Source organism: Centipeda infelix ATCC 43532 (genome assembly GCF_000234095.1).
GTDB lineage: Bacteria > Bacillota > Negativicutes > Selenomonadales > Selenomonadaceae > Centipeda > Centipeda infelix.
In genome coordinates this window covers 569,306-585,668 of sequence record NZ_JH376798.1, presented here as the reverse complement: position 1 = coordinate 585,668, position 16,363 = coordinate 569,306, and the positions used below count along the sequence as shown (strand labels likewise).

General features: G+C 57.1%; 18 protein-coding genes. All 18 read right to left on the bottom strand.

Translation table 11 applies throughout. The features are described 5' to 3' along the window. Positions 1 to 26 precede the first annotated feature (26 nt). The 18 genes from HMPREF9334_RS05955 to rsmD all read right to left on the bottom strand — a co-directional run bounded on the left by HMPREF9334_RS05955 (position 27) and on the right by rsmD (position 16,227). Positions 27 to 3,218 carry an efflux RND transporter permease subunit gene (locus HMPREF9334_RS05955; protein WP_039957326.1) on the bottom strand — a complete coding sequence of 1,064 codons (3,192 nt, stop codon included), beginning with the start codon at positions 3,216 to 3,218 and terminating at the stop codon, positions 27 to 29. Positions 3,219 to 3,230: 12 nt separating this feature from the next. Next, a complete protein-coding gene (locus HMPREF9334_RS05950; protein WP_006692581.1) occupies positions 3,231 to 4,421 on the bottom strand; it encodes an efflux RND transporter periplasmic adaptor subunit in 1,191 nt (396 codons plus the stop codon). A 164-nt stretch (positions 4,422 to 4,585) separates the two neighbouring features. Continuing rightward, entirely contained in the window at positions 4,586 to 4,711 is a 126-nt protein-coding gene (locus HMPREF9334_RS12565) for a secretion protein HlyD (RefSeq protein WP_071985975.1), read from the bottom strand. 59 nt (positions 4,712 to 4,770) lie between these two features. After that, the gene (gene rnc, locus HMPREF9334_RS05945; protein ID WP_006692580.1) at positions 4,771 to 5,487 is read right to left on the bottom strand and encodes a ribonuclease III; all 717 of its coding nucleotides are present in this window, start codon (positions 5,485 to 5,487) and stop codon (positions 4,771 to 4,773) included. A gap of 4 nt (positions 5,488 to 5,491) precedes the next feature. After that, positions 5,492 to 6,736 carry a beta-ketoacyl-ACP synthase II gene (gene fabF, locus HMPREF9334_RS05940; RefSeq protein ID WP_006692579.1) on the bottom strand — a complete coding sequence of 415 codons (1,245 nt, stop codon included), beginning with the start codon at positions 6,734 to 6,736 and terminating at the stop codon, positions 5,492 to 5,494. Between the two features lie 31 nt (positions 6,737 to 6,767). After that, on the bottom strand, positions 6,768 to 7,715 hold the full coding sequence (locus HMPREF9334_RS05935; protein ID WP_006692578.1) for an NAD(P)H-dependent flavin oxidoreductase: 948 nt from the start codon (positions 7,713 to 7,715) through the stop codon (positions 6,768 to 6,770). A gap of 419 nt (positions 7,716 to 8,134) precedes the next feature. Beyond that, on the bottom strand, positions 8,135 to 8,365 hold the full coding sequence (locus HMPREF9334_RS05930) for an acyl carrier protein (protein WP_006689543.1): 231 nt from the start codon (positions 8,363 to 8,365) through the stop codon (positions 8,135 to 8,137). Positions 8,366 to 8,401: 36 nt separating this feature from the next. Next, a complete protein-coding gene (gene fabG, locus HMPREF9334_RS05925; RefSeq protein ID WP_006692577.1) occupies positions 8,402 to 9,145 on the bottom strand; it encodes a 3-oxoacyl-[acyl-carrier-protein] reductase in 744 nt (247 codons plus the stop codon). 37 nt (positions 9,146 to 9,182) lie between these two features. Further along, positions 9,183 to 10,118, bottom strand: coding sequence for an ACP S-malonyltransferase (fabD, locus tag HMPREF9334_RS05920; RefSeq protein WP_006692576.1), 936 nt, complete (start codon positions 10,116 to 10,118; stop codon positions 9,183 to 9,185). Between the two features lie 11 nt (positions 10,119 to 10,129). After that, positions 10,130 to 11,077: an enoyl-[acyl-carrier-protein] reductase FabK gene (gene fabK, locus HMPREF9334_RS05915; protein ID WP_006692575.1), complete on the bottom strand. Its 948-nt coding sequence runs from the start codon at positions 11,075 to 11,077 to the stop codon at positions 10,130 to 10,132. Next, entirely contained in the window at positions 11,077 to 12,081 is a 1,005-nt protein-coding gene (locus tag HMPREF9334_RS05910; protein WP_006692574.1) for a beta-ketoacyl-ACP synthase III, read from the bottom strand. Before HMPREF9334_RS05910 ends, fabK begins: the two co-directional genes overlap by 1 nt. Beyond that, on the bottom strand, positions 12,074 to 13,087 hold the full coding sequence (plsX, locus tag HMPREF9334_RS05905; RefSeq protein ID WP_006692573.1) for a phosphate acyltransferase PlsX: 1,014 nt from the start codon (positions 13,085 to 13,087) through the stop codon (positions 12,074 to 12,076). Before plsX ends, HMPREF9334_RS05910 begins: the two co-directional genes overlap by 8 nt. 27 nt (positions 13,088 to 13,114) lie before the next feature. Then, positions 13,115 to 13,669, bottom strand: a complete 555-nt coding sequence (gene fapR / locus HMPREF9334_RS05900) for a transcription factor FapR (RefSeq protein WP_006692572.1) — start codon at positions 13,667 to 13,669, stop codon at positions 13,115 to 13,117. Positions 13,670 to 13,856: 187 nt separating this feature from the next. Next, positions 13,857 to 14,036: a 50S ribosomal protein L32 gene (gene rpmF, locus HMPREF9334_RS05895; protein WP_006306287.1), complete on the bottom strand. Its 180-nt coding sequence runs from the start codon at positions 14,034 to 14,036 to the stop codon at positions 13,857 to 13,859. 15 nt (positions 14,037 to 14,051) lie between these two features. Further along, positions 14,052 to 14,552, bottom strand: coding sequence for a YceD family protein (locus HMPREF9334_RS05890; RefSeq protein ID WP_006692571.1), 501 nt, complete (start codon positions 14,550 to 14,552; stop codon positions 14,052 to 14,054). A 55-nt stretch (positions 14,553 to 14,607) separates the two neighbouring features. Then, positions 14,608 to 15,147, bottom strand: coding sequence for a hypothetical protein (locus tag HMPREF9334_RS05885; RefSeq protein ID WP_006692570.1), 540 nt, complete (start codon positions 15,145 to 15,147; stop codon positions 14,608 to 14,610). A gap of 34 nt (positions 15,148 to 15,181) precedes the next feature. Then, entirely contained in the window at positions 15,182 to 15,676 is a 495-nt protein-coding gene (gene coaD / locus HMPREF9334_RS05880; RefSeq protein ID WP_006692569.1) for a pantetheine-phosphate adenylyltransferase, read from the bottom strand. Continuing rightward, positions 15,673 to 16,227 carry a 16S rRNA (guanine(966)-N(2))-methyltransferase RsmD gene (gene rsmD, locus HMPREF9334_RS05875; protein WP_006692568.1) on the bottom strand — a complete coding sequence of 185 codons (555 nt, stop codon included), beginning with the start codon at positions 16,225 to 16,227 and terminating at the stop codon, positions 15,673 to 15,675. Before rsmD ends, coaD begins: the two co-directional genes overlap by 4 nt. Between the last annotated feature and the right edge of the window lie 136 nt (positions 16,228 to 16,363).

The following is a 16,363-nucleotide window of genomic DNA, read 5'->3' as shown; positions in this document are numbered from 1 at the left end:
TCCCCTTTATGGGGAATTTTTTATGGTTACATATAGTCATCCGCCGTGCGGGTCTTTGCCTTCTTGCCGAGGCCGAGCATACGAGAGATGCGGTCAACAATGACATAGAACACGGGAATGAGGAAGATACCGAGAATGGTGGCAAAGAGCATGCCACCGACAACGGCAACGCCCATGCCGTTACGCGCTGCAGCACCTGCCCCCGATGCCATGCACAGAGGCAGACAGCCGATGATGAATGCGAACGAGGTCATGAGGATCGGACGGAGACGCAGCCCCGCCGCCTGAATCGCCGCTTTGAGCGGATCCATGCCGCGATCGACACGGATCTTTGCGAACTCGACGATCAGGATCGCGTTCTTGGCCGCAAGACCGATGACCATGATGACACCGATCTGCATGTAGACGCTGTTTTGATAGCCCGCCGCCGGAATGCCGATCGTACCGAAGATCGTTGCGAGGATGTACTCGGAGAAGAGTGCCCCGAAGATACCCGTCGGTACCGTGAAGAGCACGGCAAACGGTACGCTCCAGCTCTCATAGAGTGCTGCAAGGCAGAGGAAGACGAAGACAAGACAGAGGGCAAGCACCTGCATGGTCGAATCCGCCGACTTCTGCTCCTCGCGGCTCTGCCCCGACCACTCGATGCTGAATCCGGAGCCAGTGTGCTTCTGGACAATCTCGGTGATGGCTTTCATCGCCTCACCCGAGCTGTAGCCTGACCCCGCACTGCCTTGAATCTGGATGGAACGTGCACCGTTGAAGCGGCTGATCTGCGTCGGTCCCGTGGTAAGTTTGGGCCTGAGCAGCGTATCAAGCGGCACCATGCCGCCCTGCGAGTTCTTGACAAAGACGAACTTCGCCGCCTCCGCCTCAGTGCGATAGGTCACGTCAGACTGCAGGACGACCTTATAGGTGCGCCCGAACTGGTTGAAGTCATTGACCTCATAGCCGCCGAAGTTGACCTGCAGTGCCGTGAATACATCCGAGAGCTGAACGCCGAGGTTCTTGACCTTTTCGCGGTCGATCTCATACTGATAGCTCGGTGCGTTGATCTTAAACGTCGAGCGCACGCCCCGCAGCTCGGGGCGCGTATTCGCCTCGGCAAGAATCGCATTCACGATGTCGTTGAGCTCGGTGTCGGAATGACCGGTCATATCCTGCAGCTGGAGCGACCAGCCGCCGACATTGCCGAGCCCCGGCAGCGCGGGCGGATTGATAGCGATGACGAGAGCCTCGGGTGCCTCCATCGCGCCGACGCGGAACATCGTGCCGACCGCAGCGGCAACGGACTCAGCGAGCCCTGCACGCTGCGACCAGTCCTTCATGCCGACGAACACGACGGCACCGTTGGAGTTTGCACCGCCCGCGAGGATGTCGAAGCCGTTAATGGACATGACAGCACTCTGCCCCTTGATCTCGCGCTGTGCCGCCTGCTGGATCTTGTCCACTGTCTTCTGTGTCTGATTCGTGGACGTACCCGGCGGCAGCTGAATCGCAACCATCAGGTAGCCCTGATCTTCCTCAGGGACAAACGTCGATGGCAGATTCCGATAGATGATCGCCGTCAGCCCGCAGACGATGAGCAGGAAGATGACGGCAATCTTCGATTTGCGGATGAACTTGCTGACGATGCCGACATAGCCCTTGCGCGTCGCATCGAACCAGTTGTTGAATCGGTCAAAGAAACGGTCGAGTACGCTCTTTGTCCCATTCTCCTTCTTGGGCTTCAGCATCAGCGCGCAGAGTGCCGGGGTCAGCGACAGCGCGACGAAGGCGGAAATCGCCATCGAGATTGCAATCGTGAGCGCAAACTGCTTGTAGAGCACGCCCATCATGCCGCCGAGGAAGGCAACGGGGACAAAGACTGCTGCAAGCACGAAGGCAATCGCGACAACAGGCCCCTGCACCTCGGACATCGCACGCTCCGTTGCATCAATCGGCGAAAGCCCACTCTCCATATGATGCTCGACGTTCTCGATGACGACGATCGCATCGTCGACAACGAGGCCGATTGCAAGCACCATCGCAAAGAGTGTCAGCGTATTGATGGAGAAATCCAACAAAACAAACGCGCCGAATGTACCAATGAGAGACACAGGCACGGCGAGCAGCGGGATGAGCGTCGCGCGCCAACTCTGCAAAAAGAGGAAGATGACGAGCACGACGAGCAGCAGTGCCTCGAGGAAGGTATGCACAACCTCCTTGATGGATGCGTTGATGTAGTCCGTGCTGTCAAAGACCGACTTCATCTTGAGGCCGGGCGGGAAGGTCTTCTCCGCCTCCTCGAGGATCTTGCGCACCTCCGCAAGGGTAATCATCGCATTCGCATCGGAGGTCAGCTGAATGCCGAAGCCGACGGCGGGATAGCCGTTAAATTTCGCAACAATATTATTTTGACGCTGTCCCGGCTCAATGCGTGCGACATCCTTCAGACGGATGAAAGAACCATCCTTGCCTGAGGCGATGATGACGTTGCCAAACTCCTCGGGAGTCGTAAGTCGCCCCTGCACCTTGCCTGTGAACTGCTTCTCCTGCCCGTTCTGCGTCGGCATGCCGCCGACCGTACCGGCAGGTGCCTGCACGTTCTGCTCGTTGATTGCCTTTGTAATGTCCGCGACAGTCAGTCCGAGCTCCGCGAGGCGATCCGGATTCATCCAGACGCGCATCGCATAGTCCGCACCGAATACCTGCACCTCGCCCACGCCGCTGACGCGCTTGATCGCATCGAGGAAGTAGAGCGTTGCATAGTTCTTCATAAAGGCGCGGTCATATGTACCGTCCTCGGAGTACAGTGAGACGAAGTACGCCATCTGTCCCGAGGATTTGCGCGTTGTAACGCCCGCCGCCTGCACGGAGGATGGCAGGCTGGCATTTGCACCCGCCGCATTGTTCTGCACCTTGACGGCATCCATATCGCCGTCCGTGCCGACATCGAACGTAACAGAGAGGCTGTAACGCCCCGTATCATCAGAGGTGGAGCTCATATAGTCCATCCCCTGCGTACCGTTGATCTGCTCCTCGATAACCTGCGCCACCGTCTCATTGACAACGGCAGCACTTGCGCCCGTATAGTTTGCCGACACCGCAACCGTCGGCGGCGAGATCTGCGGATACTGCGCGATTGGCAGTGAGAGTCCCGCGATCGTACCGATAATGACGATCATCACCGCAATGACAATCGCAAAGATCGGTCGATGGATGAAAAATTTTGCCAAAGGATTTCCTCCTTACTTCGCGGGCGTGAGCTCACGCGTGTTAAAGTTGGAGGTATCCGCCTCAAGCGAGAATCCCATCTCATCCGGTGTCACCATCGTCACGGCAAGATCGCCGCCCTCCTGAAGCGTAGTCAGTCCCTCGACCACGACAATGTCCGAGGTGTCGAGACCGTCCTTGACGATGTAGTAGCTGCCGATCTTATCGCCAAGCGTGATGGTGCGGGCAACCGCCTTGTTGTCTGCTCCCACGAGCATGACAAAGGACTTACCGAGGAGCTGCTGGACAGCGCGCTCGGGGACGAGTGTTGCATTCGGGAGCGTATCCCCAATGAGGGTGACACGCGCGAACATACCGGGCATGAGCAGCCCGTCCGGATTGTCAAAGAGTGCCTTGACCGTGAGTGTGCCCGTCTGTGCGGCCAGTGCGCGGTCAGAGGTGACAATATGTCCGGCGATCGGATACTTCGAGCCGTTCGAGAGCGTCAGCTCCACCACGACCGCACCGATGCCGCCCGTCTTTGCCGCCTGTTCCACAAAGTCCAGATACTCGTTCTCTGAGAGGCTGAACTGGGCAAAGATTGGGTTCGACGTGCCCATTGAGACAAGGGTGGTCGTGCCTGCCGAGACAAATGTGCCCATTGCCACATCATCGACGGAGAGCTGTCCCGACATGGGGGCATAGATCACGGTATCATCGAGGTTTTCCTGTGCCTGACGCACGAGAGCCGCATTTGCCGCAACCGCTGCTTCGTAGGCGTTCACCTGCGCCTGCTGCGTGGAGAGCGTCTGCTCGGACACTGCCGCACTCGCATAGAGCTGCTGATAGCGTGCAAGATCCGTACGCGCATTGCTCAGCGTTGCCTCGGACTGTGCAAGGGTTGCCTGTGCCTGAAGGAGCGCACTCTCGTACTGGCGGGAGTCGAGGCGGTAGAGCGGCTGCCCCGCCGAGACAAACTGTCCGCCCACAATGTATTTTTCTATGATATTGCCGGAGACACGGGAGCGGATCTGCACCTCATCCGTGCCCATGATCTGCCCTGCATAGACATGCGTGAGCGGCGTATCCTGACGCAGGACATTCATCGCCTTGACTGCCGTCGGACGCGCGCCGCCTGCCTGCTTGCCGCCGCAGCCGGACAGAAGCGTTCCAAGCACGAAGATCGCAGCGATGAGAACGCCAAGACATCTTTTGTTCTCAAACAAATAAAAAACCTCCTCTTTCCCATTCCATTGCTACTGTTTTCAAACACATGGATGAAGAAGGGCAGGTGTCCGCATGGACTCCCTGCCATAACAAAATTATATTATCGAAGCAGAGAAAAAATGTCAAGAAATGATATCCTCTGCACCGTGAAGTTTATGTAGTTTTAAGGAAGCACTGATAAATTCAGCACCGCCATCTTGACGTATCTTTTTTGCCCGCACTGTGTCGGCAAATCCTCCACATAGCTTTGGCTATGCGTCCGGTTTGCCTCCTTGTTCGGACGAAAAATCTACGCCAATCTGACGGACTTCATTTTATCAGCGATTCCTTAAGGAAGTACCGATACGTTCAGCCATGCTTGATCCGATGAAGTGCCGCCGCTGCCGCCTGTTGCTCCGCCTCTTTCTTGCTGCGGCCTGTCCCCTCTCCCATCGCCTGTCCCGCAATGAGGACACGCGTGGTAAAGCGTTTGTCATGATCGGGCCCGGTCTCGCCGATCAGTTCGTAGGCAATGCTCGCGTGACGCTTCTGCTGGATATGCTCCTGCAACGCGGTCTTATAGTCGTGCGATACGTGACTGTGCCGAACAAGCGTCGCCTCGGAGGCAAGCTGACGCGCAACGTAGTCCTGCGCCGTCTCCCAACCACGATCCAGATAGACCGCACCGATGACCGCCTCGAACGCATTCTCAAGATTGTTCTGTCGGTCTGCACCACCGCCGAGCAGTTCCCCTCGTCCAAGCCGCAGATAGCTGCCGAGGTCAAGCTGCCGCGCAAGCCGCGCCAGCGTCTCACTCTGGACAAGACTCGCACGCATCTTCGTGAGTTCCCCCTCGGTACAGTCCGGAAAGCGCGCATATAAATAGGTGCTGGAGGCAAGCTCCAGCACGGCATCACCCAGAAATTCCAGACGTTCGTTATGCGTTATGGCATCCTTTTTTTCGTTTGTATAAGAAGGATGCGTCAATGCCTCATCCAAAAGAGAGAGGTCATGAAAAGAAACCCCTATTTGTCCAGAAAGACGCACAAGTTCTGCGCGTCTTTTCTCTGTCATTTCATATGTCATTGTTTTACTTCTGATACTTCTTGACGACGAGACAGGCATTGTGCCCGCCGAAGCCAAAGGAGTTCGAAATCGCCGCACGCACTGTCTTGGCACGTGACTTGTTCGGTACATAGTCGAGATCCAGCCCCTCATCCGGCGTATCATAGTTGATCGTCGGGGGGAGCATATCGTTTTCGACCGCAAGTGCCGACGCAATCAGCTCGACGCTGCCCGCTGCACCGAGGAGGTGCCCCGTCATGGACTTGATCGAGGAGACAGCCACATCCTTCGCCGCCGCGCCCCAAACTGTCTTGATCGCCTCGGTCTCACAGAGATCGTTCATATGCGTGGAGGTGCCATGTGCATTGATATAGTCGATATCCTCCGGGCTGAGTCCCGCATCGTCGAGGGCGTACTTCATGCACTTCGCCTGATATTCGCCATGCGGCGCAGGGCTCGTAATGTGATAGCCGTCGGAGTTGGAGCCATAGCCGACGAGCTCAGCATAGATGTGTGCGCCGCGCTCCTCCGCGTGTTCAAGCGTCTCAAGTACGACAAGACCCGCACCCTCGCCCATAACGAAGCCCGAGCGGTTCTTGTCAAACGGGCGCGACGCATGCGCGGGATCATCGTTGTGATCCGTGCAGAGAGCCTTCATCGCCGCGAAGCCCGCGCTCGCCGCCTCGGATATGCTCGCCTCCGTGCCGCCTGCGATCATGATATCTGCATCACCGCGCTGCATGACACGGAACGCATCGCCGATGCAGTTCGCCCCCGTCGCACACGCCGTCACGACGCAGGACACGGGACCGTGCAGACCGTAGTTGATCGCGACCTGTCCCGCCGCCATGTTGGCAATCATCATCGGGATAAAGAAGGGGCTGACACGCTCGGGCCCCTTGTCAAAAAGGCGCTCATACGTACTGTGCATCGTCTCAATGCCGCCAATACCCGCACCGACATACGCGCCGATGCGGTCGCGATCCTCGCTGTCAAGATCAAGTCCCGCATCCGCAATCGCCATGCCTGCCGACACAACGGCAAACTGGGCATAGCGGTCCATGCGCTTTGCCTCTTTCTTGTCGATGTAACCGTCAATGCTAAAGTCCTTGACCTCGCCCGCAATCTGCGCAGCATACCGCGCTGCATCAAAGCGGGTGATACGATCAATGCCGTTTTTCCCCGCAAGCAATCCTGACCAAAAAGCGTCTTTGCCAATGCCGATCGGCGTGATCGGGCCAACCCCCGTAACGACAATTCTCTTCTTCAAACCAACCGACTCCTTTCCTAGCGCTCTCGCCCTAGTTCGCTGCCTCAAGCTGCTGCTTCAGCTCCTCAAATATCTCATGAACACTCAAAATACGATCGATGCGCGGCATAAACTCGCCCGTAAAGACAAGTCCTGTCTCAAGATCGCCCTGCTGCGCACGCGATAGTGCGCGGATAATGCAGAAGTGATGGTCGCACTGCTTTAGGCAGCGGTCGCAGACCGTCGGCGGAACGGGACCATCCATAATCCGTTTCGAAAAGGGGGTGCGTACGGCACGCCCCGGCAACCCCACGGGACTATGGATGATGACGATATCGTCCTTCTTGGATTTCAGATAGTACTGTTTGAGCGAAGGCGCCGCATTGGACTCCAGACATGCCGCAAAGCGCGAACCGAGCTGTACACCATCTGCGCCCATCTTGTGCAGGTCGGCAATATCCTGCCCCGTCAAAATGCCGCCGGCAGCAAAGATCGGAATCTTTACCGCCGCACGGACATCGGCGATGATATTGCGTACGGACTGATCTGTCCCCAGATGTCCGCCCGCCTCCTTGCCCTCGACGACAACAGCCGCTGCGCCGAGTTTTTCGGAGATCTTCGCCAACTTTGGTGTAGAGACAATCGGTACAATGGGCGTACCGGACTCCTTGCCAAGCTGAAACATATCGCGGGAGAACCCTGCCCCCGCAACCACGAGGTCGATGCCCTCGTCAATTGCAATTTTAACGGCATCGGAGAAATCACTCGCCGCAACCATCTCGTTGATACCGATGATCCCATGGGGAGAAAGAGAGCGTGCGAGCCGAATCTCATAGCGCAGCTCCTTCGGCTTCATGCCGGAGGCCGCGATGAGTCCGATTCCGCCCTCGTTGGCAGCAGCGGCTGCAAGCCGCGCTGTTGTGATGCGGATCGCCATACCGCCCTGAATGATGGGGAAGGTGGCAACTTTGTTGCCAATCCTCACCTCGGGTAGTCTCATATAAGCCCTCCAATCGGGAGAGTACGCCTCACAGTAAGCTTGTGTTTTTCAAACACGGTTCTCTCCACACGAAATTTCCCGCGTTGGCAGGATGCCCTTGTCCACGCGGTATATCTGTATGACAACAGGGCACTGCCGCCCTGATTGTATGCAAAGTTATAGGAATCGCTGATAAAATGAAATCCGTCAGATTGGCATAGATTTTTCGTCCGAACAAGGAGGCAAACCGGACGCATAGCCAAAGCTATGTGGAGGATCGCGGGCACAGTTCGGGCAAAAAAGATGCGTCAAGATGATGCGGCTGAACTTATCAGTGCTTCCATAGTGTCTTTTGAGAAAAATCCCGTGCGCCTGAGCTGTCACGGGATTTCCCTAAAAGACGAGTTTTGTGCACGATTGCGGCAAAGAACCGCGTTTTCTTACTTGTTCTGATCGATGTAGTTGACGACATCCTGAACCGTTTTAATCTTCTCAGCAGCTTCGTCGGGGATTTCTACATTGAATTCCTCCTCGAAAGCCATGATGAGCTCAACGATATCGAGCGAATCTGCGCCAAGATCGTCAATGAAGGTGGACTCGAGGGTGACTTCATCCGCCTCCGAGCCAAGCTGTTCTACGACAATGTCGCGAACCTTGTCAAACGTTGCCATGCGTGTTTCACCTCCTTTATATAGATTGATTGTATGCTACATAACCATGCCGCCGTCTACATTCAGCGTCTGGCCAGTAATGTACGATGCTGCTTCACTCACAAGGAAGAGTACAGCATCGGCAACATGCTCCGGTTTGCCGAGAGCCCCAAGTGGAATGCTCTCGACAAGCTTTTCGCGAATGCTGTCCTTGAGGACAGCCGTCATATCGGTATCAATGAAGCCGGGGGCAATGACGTTGACCGTAATTCCACGCGGCGCAAGCTCCTTTGCCGCCGCCTTTGAGAAGCCAATCACACCCGCCTTAGCAGCTGCGTAGTTCGTCTGCCCCACGTTGCCGATTTCACCGACAACAGAGGAGAGATTTACGATACGCCCGCTGCGTTGCTTCGTCATGAATTTTGCAGCAGCCTTCGTGCAGGCGTAGATGCCTTTGAGGTTTGTGCTGATCACCGCATCGAAGTCCTCGTCCTTCATGCGGACGAGGAGCGTATCACGCGTAATGCCCGCATTGTTGACGAGAATGTCAAGTCCACCGAGTTCAGCGTGGACACGCGCGACCATCTCCGCCGCAGCGACACTGTCCGCAACGTTCGTCTGAACGAGGAGAGCCGTACCGCCCTGTGCCTCAATGATGGATTTGACTTCCTCGGCGGCAGCCTGATTGCCCGCATAGTTGACAGCGACCTTCGCCCCCTCCTGTGCAAGGCGGATGGCGATCGCACGCCCTATGCCACGGGAACCGCCCGTAACAAGAGCAACTTTGCCCTCAAGAAGCATATTATCCTCCTTCATTTCAACCGAATTCATTTAATCATTACTTCTTTAGTGTGTCAAGTGTTTTTTGCAGGGATTCAACATTCTCGACGTTCAGGCTCTTCAGAGCCTTGTCAATGCGTTTGTTGAAGCCTGCAAGCGTCTTGCCCGGACCGCACTCGACATAGGTATCCGCACCGAAGTCACGCATGGTATTTACACACGCGATCCAACGTACGGGATGATCCGCCTGTGCGACAAGATTCGCCTTGATCTCCGCTGCGGTCTGCTGAAGTCCGCCCGTGTAGTTCGAGACCACGGGGAATGCTGCATCATGCAGCTCCACCTTGTCGAGCTCCGCTGCGAGTTTCTTCGCGGCGGGCTCCATCAGCGTCGAGTGGAACGGTGCGGAGACCGGCAGAATGACCGCCTTCTTTGCGCCCTTTTCCTGCAAGCGCTGAACTGCCGTCTCTACGCCCTTTGCCGTGCCCGCGATGACCGTCTGTCCGGGGCAGTTGAAGTTGACCGCCTGAACAGCCCCCGCAGAGCTTGCCTCGGCACACACGGAGACGATCGTCTCATCGTCGAGACCGATGACCGCAGCCATTGCCCCCTCGCCCACAGGAACGGCTTCCTGCATATAGGCACCGCGCTTGTGTACGAGCAGGACAGCATCCTGGAACGACAGAACGCCCGCTGCAACGAGTGCCGCATACTCACCGAGGCTGTGCCCCGCTGCGATCTTGGGCTCGATGCCCTCCGCACGCAAAAGCTCGGAGGCGATAACCGCCACCGTGAGGATCGCGGGCTGCGTATGCTCGGTCAGCTGCAGCTGATCGGCAGGCCCCTCGAAGCAAAGTTTGCTGATGGAGTAGCCCAGAGCCTCATCTGCCTCTGCAAAACGCTTCTTGGCAAGGTCATAGGTATCGAAGAAATCCTTCCCCATCCCGACGACCTGCGCTCCCTGACCCGGGAACAGAAATGCAAGTTTTCCCATCGTGATCCCCCTCACTCACAGGTCTTGCGTGCGGCATCCATTGCGCCTGGAAGACCGCTGACGATATCCTCGATGATCTTTGCAACCGGCTTGATGTCCGAAAGCATGCCGGAAATCTCGCCGATCATGACGGAGCCGTTGTCGACATCGCCCTCATGCGTTGCACGGTGGAGACTACCGACGCCGAGCTGCTCGAGTTCCTCGTTCGACGCACCCGCAGCCTCCATCTCCTCATACTTGCGTGAGAGCTTGTTCTGGAGAACGCGCGCGGGATGTCCGAGCGAACGTCCCGTGACGACGGTTGAGCGATCCTTGGCCTTGAGCACGGCATTCTTGTAGTTCGGATGCGCGATACACTCCTCACTCAGAACAAAGCGCGAACCCATTTGGATCGCCTGTGCACCAAGCGCGAACGCTGCCGCCATGCCGCGCGAATCACCAATGCCGCCTGCACCGATGACGGGCACATCCACAGCGTCCACCACCTGTGGGAGCAGAGCCATTGTCGTAATTTCACCGATGTGACCACCGGACTCCGTGCCCTCGGCGATGACGGCATCCACGCCCGTACGCACAAGGCGACGCGCGAGTGCGACCGACGCCACAACGGGAATCACCTTCGAGCCGATCTCCTTAAGTGCCGGCACATACTCGCCGGGGTTGCCTGCACCTGTCGTGATGACGGGTACGCGCTCCTCCAGAACAACCTGCATGACTTCCTTGACAAAGGGACTCATGAGCATGACATTCACACCGAAGGGCCTGTCCGTCCAGCCCTTGACCTTGTGAATCTCATTCCTGAGTGCATCGGGCGGCATGTGGCCGGCACCGATCAGTCCAAGCCCCCCCGCGTTGGAGACAGCAGAGGCAAGTTCGGCTGTGCCGATCCATGCCATGCCACCTTGGAAGATTGGATACTTGATGCCAAGCATCTGACAGATCGGATTGTGTTCAAACATTAACCGTTTTCCTCCTTCGCCCACTTCATAATACACGATGCCCATGTAAGTCCCGCGCCGAAACCTGCGAGGGCGATGTTGTCTCCCTTTTTGAACTGTTGCGCGTGCGCCGCCTCCGCGAGGGCGACAGGGATGGATGCGGCAGACATATTGCCGTAACGATGAATATTTATAATAACCTTGTCCATCGGCATCGCCAGCCTTTTGGCGGCCGCTTGGATAATACGGATATTCGCCTGATGTGGGACGAGGTAGTCGAGCTCCTCGCGCTGCATTCCCGCGTGTTCGAGGGAAGCCTCCACTGTACGCCCCATAACCTTGGTCGCAAAGCGGAAGACCGCCTTGCCGTCCATATGGACGAAGTTGAGACGCTGTTCAATCGTCTCGGGTGTCACGGGGCAAAGGCTGCCGCTCGACGGGATATCGAGTGCATCGCCGCCCGAGCCGTCACTGCCGAGATCAAAGGAACGTATTCCATAGCCCTCCTCGACCGGACCAAACACGGCCGCGCCCGCACCGTCTCCAAAGAGAACACAGGTGTTGCGGTCCTGCCAGTCAATGACCTTGGACAGGGTCTCACCGCCGATGACAAGAACGCGGCGGTATACGCCGTTCTCAATGAACTGCGTCGCAATCGAGGCGGCATAGACGAAGCCGGAACACGCCGCCGAAAGATCAAATGCCGCTGCGTGTTTTGCCCCGAGACGATCTTGAAGCACGCACGCCGTCGACGGTATGATGCGGTCCGATGTGAGGGTCGCCATGATGATGAGATCGAGATCGGCAGCATCCACGTTTGCATCGGCGAGTGCCATCTCCGCCGCATACTGCGCCAGCACAGAGACTGGTTCTCCATCCGCCGCAATCCGACGTTCATGAATGCCGGTACGCTCGACGATCCAGGCATCGTTCGTCTGAACCATCTTCTCCAGGTCGAAATTCGTCAGCACCCGCTCCGGAACGTAGTAGCCCGTCCCGAGGATGCCTGCGCTGATCTTAGGCACGACTGATCTCTCCCTCCTTTGCCAGAGCATCACGGATCTGATCCAGAACTTTTCCATTCACATAGTCCACCGTCACACCGATCGCGCTTGCAACGGATTTGGCATCCGATGAGCCGTGACCGATCACACAGCAGCCATTCACACCGAGCAGCGGCGCACCGCCATACTCGCGAACATCCAGCCGTTTGCCAAGACGGCGCAGCGTCGGCATGAGGAGGAGCGCTCCGAGCCTTGCCATCAGTCCGGCACCGCGAATCTCCTCACGGATAAGCCCCAAAATTGTTTTCGCAAGCCCCTCTGCAAATTTTAACACAACATTCCCGACAAATCCATCACAAATGACAACATCGAAGTTCCCCTTCGGGACATCGCGCCCTTCGGCATTGCCGCAGAAGTGAATGTTAGGCTCTGCCTTGAGCAGCGGATAAGTCTCCTTCGTCTGCTCGTTGCCCTTCGTCTCCTCCTCCCCAATGTTGAGAAGGCCGACACGCGGATGTTCGATACCAAAAACGTACTGTGCATAGAGCGACCCCATAACCGCGCTCTGCACGAGATGTTCGGGTTTCGAGTCGACGTTTGCGCCCGAGTCGAGCATGAGCGTCACGCCATCGGGGGTCGGCATCGGCGTCGCAATCGAGGGTCGTCCGACCCCGCGGATGCGGTGCAGGATCAGCTGTGCCGCTGCCACGGCCGCCCCTGTCGATCCGGCGGAAAACACCGCGTCGCAGCTGCCTTCCTTCACGAGACGGGTCGCAACCACAATGGAGGCGTCCTTCTTGGAGCGCACCGCCTCGGCGGGGTGCTCATCCATACCGATAACCTCGGAGGCATGAACGATAGAGATGCGGAGCGCCTCAGCATCCACACTGCCGAGCTCCGCATGGATCTGCTGCTCATCGCCGATCAGCACGATCTCGCAGTCAAATTTCTTTGCCGCCTCCACCGCGCCCTGCACAATCTCCTTCGGTGCGAAATCGCCGCCCATTGCATCGACCGCTATACGCATCCTGCACTCCCTTCCCCATCCTGTCTGTCACTGCTGTAGGGACACAACAATAAACTTCGCACGGAAGACCTCTTTGTCCTCCCGATATGTCTTGACCCAGACAAAGATCTTGTTGCCGCGCGTCTTCACGATCTCCGCGTGCGCGATGACCGTATCCCCCTTCTTGATCGGGGTCTTATACTTCACATTGGCAACGCCTGTCATCGCGATCGGAGCGTCAATAATTGCAAGCGCAAGCGAATTCGCCTGCGAGAAGAGGGCCGTACCGCGTGCAATCTCCGAATCGGCAAAGAGGAGATCATCCGTCACGCGCAGCGCCGATGTCCCCGTCCGCCCAAGCTCAAGAGAGAGCAGATCGCCGATCACCTCGGTATGCGGAATGGCGCGTACCTTCTCACGCGCATTCTCCGCGAGCATACGCACGCGGGCGCGCAGCTCCGGGATGCCAAGCTCAGTGCGGTCAAGCCGTACCGTCTGCACGCTCACGGCAAGTTTTTTTGCGAGTGCTTCGTCCGTTAGAAACGGCTCTTTCCGTACTGCCATAACCAGTGTCTCCTGCCGCCGCCGCTTTTTTTCCGTCATCACGCCACCCCTCTCCCGAACCTATGCGCGGACGTATATATCATAGTATTCGTTGTTTTTAGTACCTGCTGCTATCAGCATGAGAGCATTATACTAGGTACTAAAACGAATTGCAAGAGGATTGGATTAAAAATAAAAGAGCTGCTGCAAAAAGTCCACAGACTTCCTGCAACAGCTCCGATGGTTCTCATTCAGCCGCCTCGGCCACAGGTTTTCCGTCATAATAGCCGCATTCCATGCACACATGATGCGGGAGCTTCGGCTCATGACACTGCGGGCACGATACATAGTGCGGCGCTTCGAGCTTCCAGTTTGCACGACGGCGGTCACGGCGTGCTTTCGATGTTTTTCTCTTTGGTACTGCCACTTTGGATACACCTCCTTAATCGTTTTGGAGTAGGCTTTCTAAAGCCGCCAGACGGGGATCGGGCACGAACGTATCACATCCGCACATTCCCTCGTTCAGGTTCTGCCCACAGACCGGACAGAGCCCCTTGCAATCAGACTTACACAGCTCACGCAGCGGCTCAGCCACAAGGAGGGTGTCGCGCACGAGATCGTCCAGAACAATGGACTCGCCATCGTAAAACGCCGTCTCATCCGCTTCTCCCGGGGTCTTCGCATAGTCCTCAGAAAAGTCAAGCGCAATCGGCCGCTCTCCCTCAGCGAGACAACGGTCACAGACAAAGTGTCGACATGCTGCAACCGTTCCCGAAACGCGCAGCGACGAACCCGTGTTCATCACCGTGCCATCGACGCGGATCTCCCCGCGAAACTGCTGCATATCCGCCCCCTGGGCAAGCGATTCCGGCGCAACTGTAAACGAAAACGCACGGCTCTCACCGAGAGGAAATGCCGTCTCCACGACATCCAACTTTATCATGACGCATGACCTTTCACATTATAGCGGCGGTTTTCGGCATTGTCAAGGAGCGTTTTCAGAGATTCGATACATCCTCCTGCGGTGCGTTCATCTGCGCCTTCGCCGTACGCAGAACATTCATCGCCTGATTCAGCCCCATCTCCGCCTGCTGGACCCCCTTGAACGTACTGCCGACGTGGGCGATCAGCTGCTCGAACACCTGATTTGCGTAGGCATCTGCATCGCTCTGCAGGCGTGCAGCCCCCGTCTGTGCCTGCTCCATGATCTCGCGTGCCTGATCCTGTGTCTGCTGCATGATCGCACGCGCACGCTCCTTCGCCTGGATCACGATCTCGCTGTCCTCGAGGAGCTGATTCGCGCGGGACTGCGCCGCGTCGACAATCTCCTTTGCCTCCTCGCGTGCGCGACTGATGATATTCTCCTGCTCCTGCATGATCTCCGCCGCACGGTTCAGCTCCTTCGGGAGATCCATGCGCAGCTCCTCCACGAGATGCACAATCTCATCATCGTTTACAAGAGCCTTGTCGCTGAACGGGAGGTGGGAAGCATCCGCAACGAGATCTTCCAGCTTTTTCAGCGTGTCAACTACTGCCATAAATCTATCTCCTTTTCCTGCACACCCCGAGGTATTATCCCCGCAATGACTTTTGGTCATACAGCTTCAAAATCGCCTGCTCCACCGCCGGCGGCACAATCCCCTGCACCGGAGCGCGGAAGCGGATCAGCTCACGCACCCCCGAGGAACTGACAAAGGTCAGATCGGGACGCGTCAGCAAAAATATCGTATCACTCTCTGGCATGAGATGCCGAACCATCGCAGCGTGATTCTCCTCGTACTCGAAGTCCTTCACCGAGCGCAGCCCGCGTACAACAACGCTTGCATTCTGCTGCTTCATATAATCCGTCAGCAGCCCGGAGAACACATCCACACGCGTATTTGGAACGTGTGCGACCGCCTTCTTCAGAAATTGTACGCGGTCGTCCAGAGGAAAACAGCCCTCCTTCTGGATATTATGAAAAATGCAGACAATGAGCTCGTCAAACATCGCCGCCGCACGCTCCACAATATCAATATGCCCCGTCGTCACGGGGTCGAAGCTGCCCGCAAAAACCGCACGTCTCATTCCCGCACCTCCTCGGCATAAAAGCATATGCGTGCCGCACCGTAGCGTCGCTCACGCACGAGAGAGAGACTGCCACTGTGCTCGATGATCGTCTCCCCCGCCCCCTGCTCGAGAACAAAAAGGCCGTCCGCTGACAGCAGTGTCGCTGCATCCACCGCAGCAAGCACGCGGACATTGGCGCCGCACGCATACGGCGGATCGGCAAAAATGAGATCAAACGCATGCCCCTCACGCGCGAGTACCACGACGTGATCGTAGACATCGCCGCGCCGAATCTCCGCGCAATCCTCCATCTTCGTCCGACGGACATTTTCCTGCAAGATGGCATACGTTGTGCGATCCACAAGCACAGCACTCGCCGCTCCACGCGAGAGTGCCTCAAGGGCAAGCGCCCCCGTCCCCGCAAAGAGATCGAGTACCTGCGCATCATACACCCGCGCGCCCAACATACTAAAGAGAGCCTCGCGCGTGCGGTCAGCCGTCGGACGCGTCCCGTCCCCCGCAGGGGATTTCAGACGTACGCCGCGTGCACTGCCCGTAATGATCCGCATCGCATTCCTCCCACCATTTTACTATGGACTTTCCTATTCTACCACAATTTGCATTTGCATTTCAACCGGTCGACATTCTCAGTTCGGCAATGCGCGCAAAAAAAGAATCGGCTGCCACAAATATACCCACGCCATG

What these genes read in the sequence shown, in the direction of transcription:
- fapR (WP_006692572.1), bottom strand. Translation starts at nt 13,669, where the DNA reads ATGACGGAAAAAAAGCGGCGGCGGCAGGAGACACTGGTTATGGCAGTA.
- plsX (WP_006692573.1), bottom strand. Translation starts at nt 13,087, where the DNA reads ATGCGTATAGCGGTCGATGCAATGGGCGGCGATTTCGCACCGAAGGAG.
- rnc (WP_006692580.1), bottom strand. Translation starts at nt 5,487, where the DNA reads ATGACATATGAAATGACAGAGAAAAGACGCGCAGAACTTGTGCGTCTT.
- fabG (WP_006692577.1), bottom strand. Translation starts at nt 9,145, where the DNA reads ATGCTTCTTGAGGGCAAAGTTGCTCTTGTTACGGGCGGTTCCCGTGGC.
- rsmD (WP_006692568.1), bottom strand. Translation starts at nt 16,227, where the DNA reads ATGCGGATCATTACGGGCAGTGCACGCGGCGTACGTCTGAAATCCCCT.
- HMPREF9334_RS05935 (WP_006692578.1), bottom strand. Translation starts at nt 7,715, where the DNA reads ATGAGACTACCCGAGGTGAGGATTGGCAACAAAGTTGCCACCTTCCCC.
- fabD (WP_006692576.1), bottom strand. Translation starts at nt 10,118, where the DNA reads ATGGGAAAACTTGCATTTCTGTTCCCGGGTCAGGGAGCGCAGGTCGTC.
- fabK (WP_006692575.1), bottom strand. Translation starts at nt 11,077, where the DNA reads ATGTTTGAACACAATCCGATCTGTCAGATGCTTGGCATCAAGTATCCA.
- HMPREF9334_RS05890 (WP_006692571.1), bottom strand. Translation starts at nt 14,552, where the DNA reads ATGATAAAGTTGGATGTCGTGGAGACGGCATTTCCTCTCGGTGAGAGC.
- HMPREF9334_RS05885 (WP_006692570.1), bottom strand. Translation starts at nt 15,147, where the DNA reads ATGGCAGTAGTTGACACGCTGAAAAAGCTGGAAGATCTCGTTGCGGAT.
- HMPREF9334_RS05930 (WP_006689543.1), bottom strand. Translation starts at nt 8,365, where the DNA reads ATGGCAACGTTTGACAAGGTTCGCGACATTGTCGTAGAACAGCTTGGC.
- coaD (WP_006692569.1), bottom strand. Translation starts at nt 15,676, where the DNA reads ATGAGACGTGCGGTTTTTGCGGGCAGCTTCGACCCCGTGACGACGGGG.